This window comes from Stutzerimonas stutzeri, from assembly GCF_024448935.1.
GTDB lineage: Bacteria > Pseudomonadota > Gammaproteobacteria > Pseudomonadales > Pseudomonadaceae > Stutzerimonas > Stutzerimonas stutzeri_AO.
Map to the genome: position 1 here is coordinate 1 of NZ_JAMOIE010000099.1, position 15,577 is coordinate 15,577.

Annotated in this window: 12 protein-coding genes and 2 pseudogenes; 10 read left to right on the forward strand and 4 right to left on the reverse strand. The window is 62.3% G+C overall.

What is annotated here, in order from left to right; genetic code table 11:
• Both NA637_RS20960 and NA637_RS20965 read right to left on the reverse strand, forming a co-directional pair.
• Positions 1 to 973 (reverse strand): serine/threonine protein kinase (locus NA637_RS20960; protein ID WP_256074495.1); only part of this gene is annotated, 973 nt, incomplete at its 3' end.
• A 122-nt stretch (positions 974 to 1,095) separates the two neighbouring features.
• Complete coding sequence (locus NA637_RS20965) at positions 1,096 to 1,803, reverse strand: ComF family protein (protein ID WP_256074497.1); 708 nt, start codon at positions 1,801 to 1,803, stop codon at positions 1,096 to 1,098.
• An 84-nt stretch (positions 1,804 to 1,887) separates the two neighbouring features.
• On the opposite strand from NA637_RS20965, the gene bioB reads away from it, so the two are divergent.
• From bioB to NA637_RS21010, 9 genes and pseudogenes are all read left to right on the forward strand, one after another.
• The gene (bioB, locus tag NA637_RS20970; RefSeq protein WP_256074499.1) at positions 1,888 to 2,943 is read left to right on the forward strand and encodes a biotin synthase BioB; all 1,056 of its coding nucleotides are present in this window, start codon (positions 1,888 to 1,890) and stop codon (positions 2,941 to 2,943) included.
• 86 nt (positions 2,944 to 3,029) lie between these two features.
• Positions 3,030 to 4,211: an 8-amino-7-oxononanoate synthase gene (gene bioF, locus NA637_RS20975; RefSeq protein WP_256074501.1), complete on the forward strand. Its 1,182-nt coding sequence runs from the start codon at positions 3,030 to 3,032 to the stop codon at positions 4,209 to 4,211.
• Positions 4,204 to 4,926, forward strand: coding sequence for an alpha/beta fold hydrolase (locus tag NA637_RS20980; RefSeq protein ID WP_256074503.1), 723 nt, complete (start codon positions 4,204 to 4,206; stop codon positions 4,924 to 4,926). The genes bioF and NA637_RS20980 overlap by 8 nt, the downstream gene beginning before the upstream one ends.
• Complete coding sequence (gene bioC / locus NA637_RS20985; protein ID WP_256074504.1) at positions 4,923 to 5,747, forward strand: malonyl-ACP O-methyltransferase BioC; 825 nt, start codon at positions 4,923 to 4,925, stop codon at positions 5,745 to 5,747. Before NA637_RS20980 ends, bioC begins: the two co-directional genes overlap by 4 nt.
• Positions 5,744 to 6,433 (forward strand): dethiobiotin synthase, encoded by a 690-nt coding sequence (gene bioD / locus NA637_RS20990; RefSeq protein ID WP_256074505.1) that lies wholly within the window; start codon positions 5,744 to 5,746, stop codon positions 6,431 to 6,433. Before bioC ends, bioD begins: the two co-directional genes overlap by 4 nt.
• Before the next feature lie 90 nt (positions 6,434 to 6,523).
• Complete coding sequence (locus NA637_RS20995) at positions 6,524 to 6,769, forward strand: hypothetical protein (protein ID WP_256074506.1); 246 nt, start codon at positions 6,524 to 6,526, stop codon at positions 6,767 to 6,769.
• A 239-nt stretch (positions 6,770 to 7,008) separates the two neighbouring features.
• A complete protein-coding gene (locus NA637_RS21000; RefSeq protein ID WP_256074507.1) occupies positions 7,009 to 8,814 on the forward strand; it encodes a phenylacyl-CoA dehydrogenase in 1,806 nt (601 codons plus the stop codon).
• 169 nt (positions 8,815 to 8,983) lie between these two features.
• Positions 8,984 to 9,088, forward strand: a pseudogene (locus NA637_RS21005) (hypothetical protein); the annotation flags it as partial.
• 257 nt (positions 9,089 to 9,345) lie between these two features.
• The gene (locus NA637_RS21010; RefSeq protein ID WP_256074509.1) at positions 9,346 to 11,124 is read left to right on the forward strand and encodes an acyl-CoA dehydrogenase C-terminal domain-containing protein; all 1,779 of its coding nucleotides are present in this window, start codon (positions 9,346 to 9,348) and stop codon (positions 11,122 to 11,124) included.
• Between the two features lie 521 nt (positions 11,125 to 11,645).
• Here the strand turns inward: NA637_RS21010 and msrA are convergent.
• Positions 11,646 to 12,293, reverse strand: coding sequence for a peptide-methionine (S)-S-oxide reductase MsrA (gene msrA, locus NA637_RS21015; protein ID WP_256074510.1), 648 nt, complete (start codon positions 12,291 to 12,293; stop codon positions 11,646 to 11,648).
• Between the two features lie 95 nt (positions 12,294 to 12,388).
• Positions 12,389 to 15,064 carry a putative bifunctional diguanylate cyclase/phosphodiesterase gene (locus NA637_RS21020; RefSeq protein ID WP_256074512.1) on the reverse strand — a complete coding sequence of 892 codons (2,676 nt, stop codon included), beginning with the start codon at positions 15,062 to 15,064 and terminating at the stop codon, positions 12,389 to 12,391.
• A gap of 234 nt (positions 15,065 to 15,298) precedes the next feature.
• On the opposite strand from NA637_RS21020, the pseudogene NA637_RS21025 reads away from it, so the two are divergent.
• A pseudogene (locus tag NA637_RS21025) lies at positions 15,299 to 15,577 on the forward strand (hypothetical protein); the annotation flags it as partial.

The window sequence follows — 15,577 nt, forward strand, 5'->3', positions numbered from 1 at the left end:
AGAACAGCTTCAACGGCTCTTCCTGCAGCGCTGATATCTGCTCGCGCAAGATCAGTACCTGATCGCCCCAGTAACGCTCGGTGCCGAACCAGGGGAAGCTCATGGGGAAGGCCGGATCGTCCCAGCGGCGGGCAAGCCAGGCGCTGTAGTGCATCAGGCGCAGGGCGCGAAGCGCTTCGATCAGCGGGAGTTCGCGCGGGGCGAAATCGTGGAATTCGTTGTAGCCATCGACCAGTTCGGACAGCTGGCCCAGGCGCTCGTGACGTTCGCCAGCCAGCATCATCCAGATGTCCTGCACCGAAGGCCCCATGCGGCAATCGTCCAGGTCCACCAGGTGGAACGCATCGTCACGGGCGAGGATGTTGCCCGGGTGGCAGTCGCCATGCAGGCGGATCGGCTGGAACTCGGTGCGGGCGAAGACATCATCGACTCGCTTGAGCAGGTCGCGCGCCACCGACTCGTAAGCAGGCAGCAGGCTTTTCGGAATGAAGCCGCCCTCCAGCAAAGTGGCCAGCGAGTCATGGCCGAAATGCTGGGTGGTCAGGGTTTCACGGTACTCGAACGGGCGGCTGGCGCTGACCGCGTGCATGCGGCCGAGCAACTGCCCGAGGCGGTAAAGCTGGTCGAGGTTGCCCGGTTCCGGTGCGCGACCGCCACGCCGAGGGAACAATGCGAAGCGAAAGCCGGCATGTTCGAAAAGGGTCTTGCCGCGGTGCTCCAGCGGGGCAACCACCGGTATTTCGCGGTCGGCCAGCTCGTGGGAGAACTGATGTTCCTCGAGTATGGCCTCGTCGCTCCAGCGGCCGGGGCGATAAAACTTCGCCACGATGGGCGTCTCGTCTTCGATGCCCACCTGATAGACGCGGTTTTCGTAGCTGTTCAATGCCAGTACGCGGGCGTCGCTGATGAAGCCGGCACTTTCCACCGCATCGAGCACAAGATCGGGTGTGAGTGTGTCGAAAGGGTGAGACATGGAAGACGGCTCCGTGGACGGGTACCCAGTGTATTGCACTGGCGTGTTTACACAACCGCGGCGCTGGCCATCTAGGGTCTGTTCGCGTTTCGTCGCGGCCGCGAACGAAACGGGAACAGACCCTAACCGCCCGGCTTCGGGGTCCGCGCCAGGCAATAGACATCAACGCGCGCCGCGCCGGCTCGCTTAAGCAGGCGGGCCAGCGCTTCGGCGGTTGCGCCCGTTGTCAGCACGTCGTCGATGATTGCCAGGCGACGTCCGCTCAGGCTCCGGTCATCGATAAGGGCGAACGCCTGGCGCAGATTTCGTCGCCGACTGGCCGCATCGAGCGTCTGCTGCGAGGGGGTGTCCTGAACCCGCGATAACAGCTTCGTATCGACGGGGATCGACAGTGCGGCGCTCAACCAGTCGGCGAGCATCTGCGCCTGATTGAAGCCGCGCTGACGCAACCGCTTGCGGGCCAGGGGCACCGGCAACAGCGCATCGGGGCGCGGCAAACCTTCGTCGAATGCGTGCTGCAAATGGCGCGACAGCTGCTCCGCCAGCAGCCTGCCGAGCGGCCATTGAGATTGGTGCTTGAAACGGCTGATCAGGGTGTCTACCGGAAAGGCGAAGCGCCACGGCACGGTAACCTGATCGAACGCGGGCGGCCGCTTGAGACATTCGCCGCAGATCAGGCCGGGCGCCGGCAGCGGCAGGGCGCATAGAGAACAGTGCTGGCGCAGCCAGGGCAGGTCTGCTTCGCAGGCGCCGCAGACCGATTGGCCTGCTTCGCAGCGCTCATCACAAAGCGAACAGTGCTGTTCAATATTTAGCCAGTTGTAAACCATGATGCCTTTCCTGGTTGACAGCGTCTTTGGCTTGGCTAACCATTTCGCATCCGTGCCACGCACTCTATTACAAGGAATGCCCCCATGAGCGCCACTGCCGCTTGCGCCACGCGTCACGACTGGAGCCTCGCTGAAGTCAAGGCGCTCTTCGAGCAGCCCTTCAACGACCTGATCTTCCAGGCTCAAGGCGTGCACCGCCAGCACTTCGATGCCAACCGCGTCCAGGTTTCGACGTTGCTGTCGATCAAGACCGGTGCCTGCCCGGAAGACTGCAAGTACTGCCCCCAGTCAGGCCACTACAACACCGGTCTCGAGAAAGAAAAGTTGATGGAAGTACAGAAAGTGCTGGAGGCGGCGGCCGAAGCCAAGGCCATCGGCTCGACGCGCTTCTGCATGGGCGCCGCCTGGAAGCACCCGTCCGCCAAGGACATGCCGTACGTACTGAAGATGGTCGAAGGCGTCAAAGCCCTGGGGCTGGAAACCTGCATGACCCTCGGCAAGCTCGACCAGGAGCAAACCAGGGCGCTGGCGGCGGCAGGCCTGGACTATTACAACCACAACCTCGACACCTCGCCGGAGTTCTACGGCAGCATCATCACCACCCGCACCTACGCCGACCGCCTGGAGACGCTGAGCCACGTGCGCGAGTCGGGCATGAAGATCTGCTCCGGCGGCATCCTGGGCATGGGCGAGTCGCTGAACGACCGCGCCGGCCTGCTGATCCAGTTGGCCAATCTGCCGGAGCACCCCGAGTCGGTGCCGATCAACATGCTGGTCAAGGTCAAGGGCACGCCGCTGGCCGACGAGCAGGACGTCGACCCGTTCGACTTCATCCGTATGCTCGCTGTGGCGCGGATCATGATGCCCAAGTCCCACGTGCGGCTGTCGGCCGGTCGCGAGCAGATGAACGAGCAGATGCAGGCACTGGCCTTCCTCGCGGGCGCCAACTCGATCTTCTACGGCGAGAAGCTGTTGACCACCGGCAACCCGCAGGCCGACAAGGACATGCTGCTGTTCAAACGCCTGGGTATCCAGCCCGAAGCCCGCGAAGAGCACGACGACGAAGTGCATCAGGCCGCCATCGAGCAGGCGCTGGTCGAGCAGCGCGATTCGAAGCTGTTCTATAACGCTGCGCTATAAAAAGCCGCTAAGGCTAGAGGCTGAAGGCTGGACGAGAAAGCGCCTGCGTCCAGCCTCAAGCCTCAAGCCGCTTTTATCGAGTCTCTATGCCCTTCGATCTGCAATCCCGCCTCGCCGAGCGCCGCGCGGCCCATCTCTATCGCCATCGCCCGTTGCTGGAAACACCGCAGCAGCCGGAGGTGACGGTCGATGGCGAAGCGCTGCTGGCCTTCTGTTCCAACGACTACCTGGGCCTTGCCAGCCATCCCGAGGTGATCCGCGCGATGCAGCAGGGCGCTGCGCGCTGGGGCGTGGGTGGCGGCGCCTCGCACCTGGTGATGGGCCACAGCACGCCGCATCATCAGCTTGAAGAAGCGCTCGCCGAATTCACCGGCCGGCCACGAGCGTTGTTGTTCTCCACCGGTTATATGGCCAACCTCGCAGCCGTTACAGCGCTGGTGGGGCAGGGCGACACGGTGCTCGAAGACCGTATCAATCACGCTTCGCTGCTCGATGCCGGGCTGCTCAGTGGCGCGCGCTTCTCGCGTTACCTGCACAACGACGTCGACAGCCTGGCCAAGCGCCTGGACAAGGCCGCCGGCGATACGCTGGTGGTCACCGATGGCGTATTCAGCATGGATGGCGATCTGGCCAACCTGCCAGCGCTGTGTGCCACTGCGAAAGCCAAAAGTGCCTGGGTCATGGTCGATGATGCACATGGCTTCGGCCCGTTGGGCAAAACCGGCGGCGGCATCGTCGAGCATTTCGGCTTGGGTGTAGATGACGTGCCGGTCCTGGTCGGCACGCTGGGCAAAGCCTTCGGCACCGCTGGCGCCTTTGTCGCTGGTAGTGACGACCTCATCGAGACGCTGATCCAGTTCGCTCGGCCCTACATCTACACCACCAGCCAGCCACCGGCGGTCGCCTGCGCGACGCTGAAAAGCCTGGAGTTGCTACGCAGCGAAGCGTGGCGCCGAGATCACCTGAACAGTCTGATCGCACGTTTCCGCCAGGGCGCGAGCGCGATCGGTCTGACCCTGATGGACAGCCCGACGCCGATCCAGCCGATCCTGGTCGGCAGCAGCGAGCGCGCCCTGAAACTTTCCGCCGCCCTGCGTGAGCGGGGGATTCTGGTCGGTGCCATCCGCCCGCCCACCGTGCCGGCCGGCAGCGCACGGCTGCGAGTGACCTTCAGCGCGTCGCATAGCGAAGCGCAGGTGGAACGACTGCTGGATATCCTGGCCGAATGCTGGAATCGAATGGCCGAGGAGCCTGAAGCGGATGCGTGATCAGCTGATTTTGCTACCCGGTTGGGCGTATGGCCCGGCTGCTTTGCAGCCTTTGTGCGAGGCGTTGACAGAACTCGATCCGGATCTTGAGGTGGTCATCGAGCCCTTGCCCGAGCTTGCCGAGCCCGATGTCTGGCTGGATGAACTCGATCGCCGTTTACCCGATGGCTGCTGGCTGGCCGGTTGGTCGCTGGGCGGTATGCTGGCGGCCCAGCTGGCCGCGCGGCGCCTGGATTCCTGCCGTGGACTGGTCACCATCGCCAGCAACCCCTGCTTCCGAGCCCGCCCCCAGTGGCCCGAAGCGATGCCAGCGGAGATCTTCGATGCCTTCCAGGAGGCGTTCAGGCTTGACCCCGAGGAAACGCTCAAGCGTTTCCGCCTGCTCTGTAGCCGCGGTGGCTACGATCCGCGAACGCTGGCCCGCCAGCTGGAAGTCAGCCAATCTGATTCGGCGCCGGCGGTGCTTGAAGCCGGCTTGCGATTACTCGCTGAGCTGGACGGACGTGGCGCGCTGCATGGCTATTTCGGGCCGCAATTGCACCTGTTTGCCGGTGGCGACGCGCTGGTGCCTGCGACTGCCTGTGATGCGCTTCGGCGCTGGATGCCGGGGGTCGAAGCCGAGCTGATCGCCTCGACAAGCCACGCGCTTCCTTTGGAGCGGCCGGACGACGTGGCCGCCACCATCGCGGCTTTCATCAAGAGCAAGGCGCAATGACGGACGCGGCCACGGCACTGACAGCGGATACGAAAAGCGGCCTGCCTGGCAAGCGTCAGGTCGCCGCGTCGTTTTCCCGTGCGGCATCCAGTTACGACGCTGTGGCCGAGCTGCAGCGCACCGTCGGCAACGCGCTGATCGAGCGTCTGCCCCTTGGGTTGACGTCGGCGCGCTGGCTGGATCTGGGTTGCGGCACCGGCTATTTCTCGCGAGTCCTGGCGAACCGCTTTCGGGCTGGTGAAGGCGTCGCGCTGGATCTCGCCGAAGGCATGCTGCGCCATGCCCGGCCCCAGGGCGGCGCGAGCCGTTTCATCGCTGGCGATGCCGAGTGCTTGCCGCTGCGTGATGCGTCGGTGGATCTGATTTTTTCCAGTCTGGCGCTGCAGTGGTGCGAGGATTTCCCCGCCGTGCTGAGCGAGGCGAAGCGGGCACTCCGTCCTGGTGGTGTGTTCGCCTTCAGCAGCCTGTGCAGCGGGACTCTGCAGGAGCTGCGCGACAGCTGGCAGGCGGTGGACGGTTTTGCCCATGTGAATCGCTTTCGTCCGTTCAGCGCCTATCAGCAGTACTGCGCCGCCGGTGGTTTGCGGCTGGAGCGGCTGGAGGTCGAGCCCGAGGTGCTGCATTTCGCCGAGCTGCGTCAGCTGACCAGCGCACTCAAGGCGCTCGGCGCGCATAACCTCAACCCCGGTCGGCCGGGCGGGCTTACCGGGCGTGCTCGGATCCGTGCACTGATCGATGCCTACGAGCAGTTCCGCACGCCGAGCGGGCTCCCGGCGACCTATCAGGTGGTGTATGGCGTGTTGTGCAAGGGGTTGACATGAGCGCGGCTTATTTCGTCACCGGTACCGACACCGAAGTCGGCAAGACCACTATTGCTGCCGGACTCCTGCATGCCGCGCGACTGGCCGGGCTCAGCACGGCGGCAGCGAAGCCGGTCGCATCCGGTTGCGAAATCACCACCGAAGGCCTGCGCAACAGCGATGCGCTGGCGCTGCTCGGCGAGTGCACGCTGCCGCTGCGCTACGAGCAGGTCAACCCGTTGGCCTTCGAGCCGGCAATCGCCCCACACCTGGCCGCCCGCGAGGCCGGTATCGAACTGACTGTCGCGTCGCTGGCCGAGCCGGTTCGCCGAGTGCTGGCACTGCAGGCTCAGTTCTCCCTGGTCGAGGGCGCGGGTGGCTGGCGCGTGCCGCTGGCTGGCGACGAAACGCTTTCCGATCTTGCCGTGCAGCTCGGCCTGCCGGTGATCCTGGTGGTCGGGGTGCGCCTCGGCTGTATCAACCATGCGCTGCTCAGCGCCGAGGCCATCGAACGCGACGGATTGAGGCTGGCCGGCTGGGTCGCCAATATCATCGATCCCTCGACGTCGCGGCTGGAGGAAAACCTTGCCACGCTGGCCCAGCGACTATCAGCCCCCTGCCTCGGACGAGTGCCGCACCTCCCGCCGGCTGGTCCATCGGACGTGGCAGTCTATCTGGATATCGAGCCGCTCATTCCGGGCCGCTAAGCGTGCTTATCCGTTATAGCGATATGTCATTGGCGAGAACAGTCCGGCCCTGCTTCAATGATGGCTAAATGATGTCACGAGTATCGCAGCATGCAGATCAACAACAACCTCCTCTCTGCCGGACTGGGCGCCTACCAGGCTGGGCAGCAGCGCGTCGATGAAGCCGGCGCTGCAATCGCCACCGGCGCTCTGCCGGTCGCAGAGAATTCACAGGCTGTCGAGCTGACCGAGCAACTGGTTCAGATGAAAGTGGGTGAGCATCAGGCCAACGCTGGCGTGCGCCTCCTGCAGACTGCCGACGAAGTGCTCGGTACATTGGTCAACACCAAAGCCTGACCTGCGCCGGCCTGTCTGGCCGGCCGCCTCGCCCGATTCCGGGCAACCTGATCCCTGCCCATGATTGTTCGGATGCCGACGAATGGCGTCATGGTCGCTGCTTGACATCGCGCAGGCCTAAACGTATGTTTCAAACGACTGTTTGACCTGCCGCGGCTATGCCGGATGGTCCATTCAAAATCAAGCGTGGCTGACCCGTCAGTCACCTGAATCAAGAGCCCACCGCTGAGGTTTACGCTATGCCTGACTACAAGGCCCCCTTGCGCGATATCCGCTTTGTACGTGACGAATTGCTCGGCTACGAAGCGCACTATCGGAGCCTTCCGGGGTGTGAAGACGCCACTCCGGACATGGTCAATGCCATTCTCGATGAAGGTGCGAAGTTCTGTGAGCAGGTCATCGCGCCTCTGAACCGTGTGGGCGATATCGAGGGTTGCACCTGGAGCGAAAGCGGGGTGAAGACGCCGACCGGCTTTAAAGAGGCTTACCGGCAGTTTGTAGAAGGTGGCTGGCCGAGCCTGGCCCATGACGTTGAGCACGGCGGCCAGGGCCTGCCGGAATCGCTGGGCCTGGCCATCAGCGAAATGATCGGTGAAGCCAACTGGTCCTGGGGCATGTACCCGGGTCTGTCGCACGGTGCGATGAACACCCTGCACGAGCACGGCACGCCCGAGCAGCAGCAGACCTACCTGACCAGGCTGGTATCCGGCGAGTGGACTGGCACCATGTGCCTGACCGAGCCGCATTGCGGCACCGACCTGGGCATGCTGCGTACCAAGGCGGAGCCTCAGGCCGACGGCAGCTACAAGGTGTCCGGCACCAAGATCTTCATCTCCGCGGGTGAGCACGACATGGCCGACAACATCGTCCATATCGTGCTGGCGCGTCTGCCCGATGCGCCGGCTGGCACCAAGGGGATCTCCCTGTTTATCGTGCCGAAGTTCGTGCCGAACGCCGAAGGCGGCGTGGGTGAGCGCAATGGCGTGTCCTGCGGCTCGCTGGAGCACAAGATGGGCATCCACGGCAACGCCACCTGCGTGATGAACTTCGATGGTGCCACGGGTTTCCTGATCGGCCCGCCGAACAAGGGCCTGAACTGCATGTTCACCTTCATGAATACGGCGCGTCTGGGTACTGCGCTGCAGGGCCTGGCACATGCCGAAATCGGCTTCCAGGGTGGCATCAAGTATGCGCGTGAGCGCCTGCAGATGCGTTCGCTGACCGGGCCGAAGGCACCAGAAAAGGCTGCGGACCCGATCATCGTGCATCCTGACGTACGCCGCATGCTGCTGACCATGAAGGCCTTTGCCGAAGGCAACCGGGCGATGATGTACTTCGCTGCCAAGCAGGTTGATATCGTCCAGCGCAGCACTGATGAGGAACAGCGCAAGGCCGCCGACGCCATGCTCGCTTTCCTGACTCCGATCGCCAAGGCGTTCATGACCGAAGTGGGCTTCGAATCCGCCAATCACGGCGTGCAGATCTACGGTGGTCACGGCTTCATCGCCGAATGGGGCATGGAGCAGAACGTTCGCGACAGCCGCATCTCGATGCTGTACGAAGGGACCACCGGTATCCAGGCGCTCGACCTGCTGGGCCGTAAGATCCTGATGACTCAGGGCGAGGCGCTGAAGGGCTTTACCAAGGTCGTGCACAAGTTCTGCCAGGCCAACGAAGGCAACGAGGCGGTCAAGCAGTTCGTCGAGCTGCTGGCCAAGCTGAACAAGGAGTGGGGCGACCTGACCATGAAGGTCGGTATGGCTGCGATGAAGAACCGCGAAGAAGTCGGCGCCGCTTCGGTGGATTACCTGATGTACTGCGGTTACGCATGTCTGGCCTACTTCTGGGCAGACATGGCACGCCTGGCGTCGGAGAAGATCGCTGCCGGCGAAGATGCGGACGGCTTCTACACCGCCAAGGTGCAGACCGCACGCTTCTACTTCCAGCGCATCCTGCCGCGTACGCGTACCCACGTCGAGGCCATGCTGTCCGGTGCCGACAACCTGATGGACATGGATGAGGCGCACTTCGAGCTGGCCTACTGAGGCCTTTGGATCGAGCAGGAGGCGGGGGATTGCCACCGCCATCCGTGCGAACGGTCGGACGGCCGGTGGTTATGGTGGCGCATTCAGCGCCTGCAATGCGATGGCGAGCGGGTCGATCGGTCAGTCGCGTGGCGGGCATAGCGATGCACAGTGCCGTCCTGGGAACGATATGCCCGCTTACAGGGCTCCCCTGCGCAATATGCGCTTCCTGATCGACGTAGTGCTCGACTTTCATGGCAGCTATGCGGCCAATGGTGCTGAAGACGAAGTGCCAACCTGATGAAGCTGGCCGCGGCCCCATTCGCTTTCTGACCCATTGGTGATTTCCAGCCCGCCTCGTGCGGGCTTGTCTGTGGGCGAACTCAGTCGCGGCTCGTGGATGCCGGGCGAGCAAGCAGGGCTGCCTCTAGCGTCGAAGTGAGAACCGGCCAGTCATTTAAAGACGCTTCGGGTGCCGATAGGTCTTCGGTTAGACTCGCGGAACTGCTGCGGCCAATCGGCCGGTGAGATGTTTTCTGCGAGGTCTTTTTCATGGCTGACTACAAAGCACCCCTGCGCGATATGCGTTTCGTCCTGAATGAAGTGTTCGACGCCCCGAAGCTCTGGCAGACGATGCCAGCGTTGGCGGAAGTCGTCGATACGGAAACCGCCGAAGCCATCCTCGAGGAGGCCGGCAAGATCACTGCGAATTCCATCGCCCCGCTCAACCGCAGCGGTGACGAGGAAGGCTGTCGCTGGGTCGACGGCGCGGTAACCACTCCGGCTGGATACCCGGAGGCCTACCACCTTTACGCCGAAGGCGGCTGGGTCGGTGTAGGCGGCGACCCAGCCTACGGCGGCATGGGCATGCCGAAAGCGATCTCGGCGCAGGTCGAGGAAATGATGAACTCGGCCAGTCTGGCGTTCGGTCTCTACCCGATGCTGACTTCCGGCGCCTGCCTGTCGATCTATGCCCATGCCAGCGAAGAGCTGAAGCAGAAGTACCTGCCAAACATGTATGCCGGTGTCTGGTCCGGCTCCATGTGCCTGACCGAGCCCCACGCCGGGACCGATCTGGGCATCATCCGCACCAAGGCGGAGCCTCAGGCGGACGGCTCCTACAAGGTCAGCGGCACCAAGATATTCATCACCGGCGGCGAGCACGATCTCACCGACAACATCATCCATCTGGTATTGGCCAAGCTCCCCGACGCGCCGGCCGGTTCGCGTGGTATCTCGCTGTTCCTGGTGCCCAAGGTGATGGTCAACGACGACGGCAGCCTGGGCAAGCGCAACAGCCTGAGCTGCGGCTCCATCGAGCACAAGATGGGTATCCAGGCCTCTGCGACCTGCGTGATGAACTTCGACGGCGCCACCGGCTGGATGGTCGGCGAGCCGAACAAGGGACTGGCCGCCATGTTCACCATGATGAACTACGAGCGTCTGGGCGTTGGCATCCAGGGGCTCTCCACCGGCGAGCGTTCTTATCAGAGTGCCATCGAGTACGCCCGCGAGCGCATCCAGAGCCGCGCTCCCACGGGGCCGGTATCGCAAGACAAGGCCGCCGATCCGATCATCGTGCACCCCGATGTGCGCCGCATGCTGCTGACCATGAAAGCGCTGAACGAAGGCGGGCGCGCCTTCTCCAGCTATGTCGCCCTGCAGCTGGACATCGCCAAGTTCGGCGATGATGCCGAAGCACGTCAGCGGGCCGAAGCGCAGGTCGCACTATTGACCCCAGTGGCCAAGGCCTTCCTCACCGACATGGGCCTGGAAACCACCGTCCATGGTCAGCAGATCTTCGGTGGCCACGGCTTCATCCGCGAGTGGGGGCAAGAGCAACTGGTCCGCGACTGTCGGATCACCCAGATCTACGAAGGCACCAACGGCATCCAGGCGCTGGACCTGCTCGGACGCAAGGTGGTGGGCAATGGCGGCGAACTGTACAACGCGTTTGCAGAGGAAATCCGAAGTTACTGTGCGGCTGCGAGCAGTGAGCTCGGCGAGTTCACTGTTCCACTGAAGGCAGCATTGGAGAACCTTGACGGACTCACAGCCTTCGTCATCGATAGTGCACAGCGCAACCCCAACGAGATCGGCGCGGCCTCGGTCGAGTACCTGCATGTGTTCGGTTACACGGCCTACGCCTATATGTGGGCGAGAATGGCAGAAGCCGCGCTGGGCAAGGAAAAGCAAGATGATTTCTACGCCGGCAAGCTCGGCACGGCGCGGTTTTATTTCGCCCGTCTGTTGCCTCGCATTCACTCGTTGAGCGCCTCGGTTCGAGCCGGCAGCGATTCGTTGTATCTGCTCGATGCTGCGCAGTTCTAAGCGCGCTTGGTCGGTGAAGGCATAGTGAAATTGATCGGCCATCCATGGCGAACGATGCACCACCCGTTTCAGTCATGAACCTGCATCGTTTGTAGTCAAATGCTTACACGCGGAGCCAAGGCCGGGTCCGTGCGTAAGTGAATGCTTACAAGCCGTGGTGCAAACTGCTACTACAGGTTTTTCAGACCGAGCGGTAGTCTTTGCCGCCATGGACGCCGCGTAGGGAAGCGCTTCAGCAACAAAACGGACGCGTAGCGGAACGACGCCAGGAAGGCGTAAGTCAGGGATGTCAGTTTCAGTCTGCAAAGGCCCCGCTTCGGCGGGGTTTTCTTTTTAAAGCACAGAAGCCAGGCGTCACCGGTCGGTACATGGATGGCTGGATGCCGCGGCGGCCTGGCGGCTCGCTCCAGACGAAGGTTCGCCCGGAGCCTGGTCGAGCTGCGGGAGCGGTTCGGGCGCGGCGCCACCGCAACCATCAGTAGGTTGTGCTTGCCTTCCCTGGCATCGACATCGTGCAGTTTTCAGGCCGGCATGCAGACGCCTGTGCCGCCAAGACCACAGTATCCGCCAGGGTTCTTCGCCAGATATTGCTGATGGTAGGCCTCTGCGTAGTAGAAGGCCGGCAGGTCGGCGATTTCCGTGGTGATGCCGCCAAGCCCGTGCTTGTTCAGTTCGGTCTGGAAACGTGCTTCGCTATCGTGCGCCATTTCGAGTTGGGTGGCGTTAAAGCAGTAGATTGCCGAGCGATACTGGGTGCCGATGTCGTTGCCTTGGCGCATGCCCTGGGTCGGGTTGTGCGCCTCCCAGAACAGCCTGAGCAGGTCGTCATACGAAATCTGTTGTGGGTCAAACACCACCAGCACGGCTTCGGTGTGCCCGGTAAGACCGGAACAGACCTCTTCGTAGGTGGGGTTTGGCGTATGCCCTCCGGCATAGACCGCCGCGGTAGTCCATACCCCGGGCTGCTCCCAGAAGCGCCGTTCGGCTCCCCAGAAACAGCCCATGGCAAACATCGCCTGCTGCAGGTGCGCCGGGAATGGGGGCTGCAGCGGGTTACCGCTGACGAAGTGAGCCGCGGGTACCGGGACGGGCGTGGCGCGTCCGGGCAGGGCTTGTCCTGCATCGGGTAGCGCTTGTTTATGAACGAGAATGTGCGAGCGTAGGGTCATTGCGGTCCTCGAGCCTGGGGCGTGTTTTCAGCTAGCCTAGGCTACCAAGCTGACAAATCCAACGCGCGTGTGGCCGGACGGTAGGCGCAGAACCGTTAGAGCCAGTGCGGATATCGGCGTAGCGAGCTCAGTAGCTGGTCGCCGGGGATGGGCTGGTCGAACAGGTAACCCTGGCCGATATCGCAGCGCTGATGGCGCAGGAAGGTCAGCTGTTCAACGGTCTCGATACCTTCCGCAACCACCTTGAGATTGAGGTTGCGGGCCATGGCGATAACGGCTGAGGTGATCTCCATATCGTCCTGGTTGTCCGGAATGTCCTTGATGAAGCTGCGGTCGATCTTGATCACATCGATGGGGAATTTCTTCAGATAACTCAACGACGAATAGCCGGTACCGAAGTCATCCATTGCCAGGGTGACCCCGAGTGCCTTAAGCGCTAGCAGTTGCTGGCGGGTCTCTTCGGTCGCTTCGAGCAGCAGGCTCTCAGTCAGCTCCAGCTCAAGACGGTCGGGTGGTAGCTGTTCTTCGGAAAGAATGGCGGCAATCGAGCCGACCAGGTCGGGATCCGAAAATTGTTTGGGTGACAGGTTGATGGCGACCTGCGGATTGCCGATGCCCAGTGCCGCGAGTTGCAGCCCCATCCGGCAGGCCTCACGTGCTACCCACTTGCCTATCGGGATGATCAGCCCGGTTTCTTCGGCAACGCCGATGAATTGATCGGGGCGGATCATGCCTTTTTCCGGGTGGTTCCAGCGCAGCAGCGCTTCCAGTCCCTGCAGCCGGCCGCTGCGCAGGCAGAGTTTGGGTTGATAGAAGACTTCCAGTTCATTCTGCACCAGCGCACGGCGCAGATTGTTTTCGACGAATAGCTTGTAGTTGACCTCGACGTGCAAGGCTTCGGTAAACACCTGGACCTGATTCTTGCCGTTGGCCTTGGCTTTATGCAGGGCTTGGCCGGCGTGTTTCATCAGCGTCTCGGGATCGCGGCCATGCAGCGGCGAACAGGCCAGGCCCAGGGAGGCGCTGACGCTGATCAGCTGTTTGTCGACGAACAGGGGTTTGTCGAGGATGCGCAGCACCTGATGCGCCAGCAGCCGGCCTTCTTCCAGGTCCATGTTGTCGAGCAGGATGGCGAACTCGTTGCTGGCGAAGCGTGCAAGCACACTGTCCCGGTTGAAGCTGTTGCGTAGACGGCGAGCCAGGCTGGCCAGCAATTTGTCGCCGGTCTGGTGTCCGAGGCTGTCATTGATGCGCTTGAAATTGTCGATATCCACCAGCAACAGACACAGCTGCGGTTCTTTGCTGGTGGCGAAGCGCTGTTCGATGCTGCGGATGAAAAACGGGCGATTTCCGAGGCTGGTCAGGTTATCGGTATAGGCCAGGCGCTCGATGTGCTGCTGCGCCAGCTTGCTCTGCGTGATGTCTTCGTAAATGCCGGTGTAATGCGTGAGTTCACCGCTTTCACCGAACACCTTGGAAATCGACAGCTGCCCCCAATAGGGCTCCAGATTCTTTCGGCGGCTGCGAAATTCACCCTGCCAGCTGTTGCTCTGTGACAAGGCCGACGAAGTATCCAACAGCAATTCGCTGAGGTTTTCCAGGGCGGTAAGGTCGGCCAGGCGGCGGCCCCTGACCTCATCGGCTGAAAACTGGGTGATGGAGGTGAAGCTTGGATTCACGTACTCGACGATGCCCTCACGGTCAACCAGGATGAACGCGCTGGCACTCTGTTCGACCGCGCGCTGGAAGAGCTGCAATGTGTAAGCTGCACTGACGCGCTGCTGATTGGCCAGCACCTGCGCATACTGATCGGCCAGTTCACCAGCGAACGCCACCTCGTCGGCGTGCCAGGTTCTGACGCAACCGGAGTGTTCCAGGCAGAGCACGCCAAACACCTCGCCACCGACCCGTATCGTTGCGTCAAGGATCGACGTGATACCCCGCGGGTTGAAAAAAGCGTGCGCCAGCTCCACGGTCCGGGCGTCTTCGGCGATGTTTTGCACATCGATCACTCGCCCGCTGTGCAGCGCCTCGATATAACGCGGGCAGCCCGATATATCCAGCGATGAGGGGTATTCGAGGCTGCCGCTATCTCGACAGTAGGCGGCGATGGCTTCTAGCTGATTGCCCTGCAAATGCCATATCGACGCGCGGGCTATCCCGTAGGCTTCGCTGGCGGCTTGGGTGATCAGCTGGGCGGCTTCGAGCTGCGGGTTGGCTGCGCTGTACCGGTGCCGGGCCAGGCGCACGATCAGACTCTGTTGCGCACGGGAGCGGATCATGTGTTCGAGGTGCTCATCCTGGGCCTGCTGATAAAACTCCAGGGACGCCCGCAGCGTCGCATTTTCCGATTCCAGAGCAGGGGAGGCTCCCGCTCCATGGGGTTCGACAATCAGGTAGCCGCGGACCAGGTCTCGACCATACTGTTGGCAGCGTTCGCCGATCTCCAGCAGATGAAGCGGCCCACCGCAAGTGTGCAGGCAATACCGGATGGAGTAGTGGCCCAGCGTTGCGAGCTGGGCTTGCACGACGTCATGAAGCGTAAGGCGAACCTGCGGTTCCATGAGGCTGGCGTAAGGCGAGTCGATCAGGGAACAGAGATCCTGCGCGGGCTGGCCTAGATAATGTTCGCAGGCAGGGTCGAGAAACAGCAGCGCCCAGCTGGCCTCATTCAAACGCTCGAAGCGCAGCATGCCCAGCCTCGAAGGCACTGGCAACTGCGTCACAACCTCGGTCGCCAAACGGCTGGCGGCATCGGTATGTATTTTCATCGAGCGGTTGGCTTCCAGTACGCTGCGGGAGTCGCTTCGTTAATCGCAGCTTAGACGCTTTTCAGGGCGCGGCGATGGCTAAATAATATTAATAAGCGCAAGGGTGCATCATGCAGCAGGGACTGACAAGTCGGCTATCAAAGTTACTGTTGATCTCGATCTTCCTGATCCCCAGCGGACAGCTCAAGGCTGCCGGACTCGGATGAACCGTCGCCATATCTGGCCGAACTCAAGATGCTTTACCTGACCACGGACGAACGAAAGGCCCTGCTTGCTCATTGCAATGCACTGCTCAAAACCTATGGGTTGCGGGCGGCCTGTCAAGTGGGGCAGGCCCATCCAGAGGACCTCGAATACCGGATCAGCGTTGGCGCACCGGCCGAGTTGCGCCTTCGTCAGGAGCGCCGCGATGCGTCCGGCAATGTCGCCGTGCGTAATCGAGGTTTCTCGGTGTTCGGCATGGATCCCTCATTTGCAGAAAGGCTAGGCCGCTTCCCGGAAGCAAAAAGCCCC

Bases quoted from the DNA above. Each gene is read 5' to 3' on its own strand.
- NA637_RS20965 (WP_256074497.1), bottom strand. From the start codon at position 1,803: ATGGTTTACAACTGGCTAAATATTGAACAGCACTGTTCGCTTTGTGAT.
- bioB (WP_256074499.1), top strand. From the start codon at position 1,888: ATGAGCGCCACTGCCGCTTGCGCCACGCGTCACGACTGGAGCCTCGCT.
- NA637_RS20995 (WP_256074506.1), top strand. From the start codon at position 6,524: ATGCAGATCAACAACAACCTCCTCTCTGCCGGACTGGGCGCCTACCAG.
- bioD (WP_256074505.1), top strand. From the start codon at position 5,744: ATGAGCGCGGCTTATTTCGTCACCGGTACCGACACCGAAGTCGGCAAG.
- NA637_RS21010 (WP_256074509.1), top strand. From the start codon at position 9,346: ATGGCTGACTACAAAGCACCCCTGCGCGATATGCGTTTCGTCCTGAAT.
- NA637_RS21020 (WP_256074512.1), bottom strand. From the start codon at position 15,064: ATGAAAATACATACCGATGCCGCCAGCCGTTTGGCGACCGAGGTTGTG.
- NA637_RS21000 (WP_256074507.1), top strand. From the start codon at position 7,009: ATGCCTGACTACAAGGCCCCCTTGCGCGATATCCGCTTTGTACGTGAC.
- bioF (WP_256074501.1), top strand. From the start codon at position 3,030: ATGCCCTTCGATCTGCAATCCCGCCTCGCCGAGCGCCGCGCGGCCCAT.
- msrA (WP_256074510.1), bottom strand. From the start codon at position 12,293: ATGACCCTACGCTCGCACATTCTCGTTCATAAACAAGCGCTACCCGAT.
- bioC (WP_256074504.1), top strand. From the start codon at position 4,923: ATGACGGACGCGGCCACGGCACTGACAGCGGATACGAAAAGCGGCCTG.
- NA637_RS20980 (WP_256074503.1), top strand. From the start codon at position 4,204: ATGCGTGATCAGCTGATTTTGCTACCCGGTTGGGCGTATGGCCCGGCT.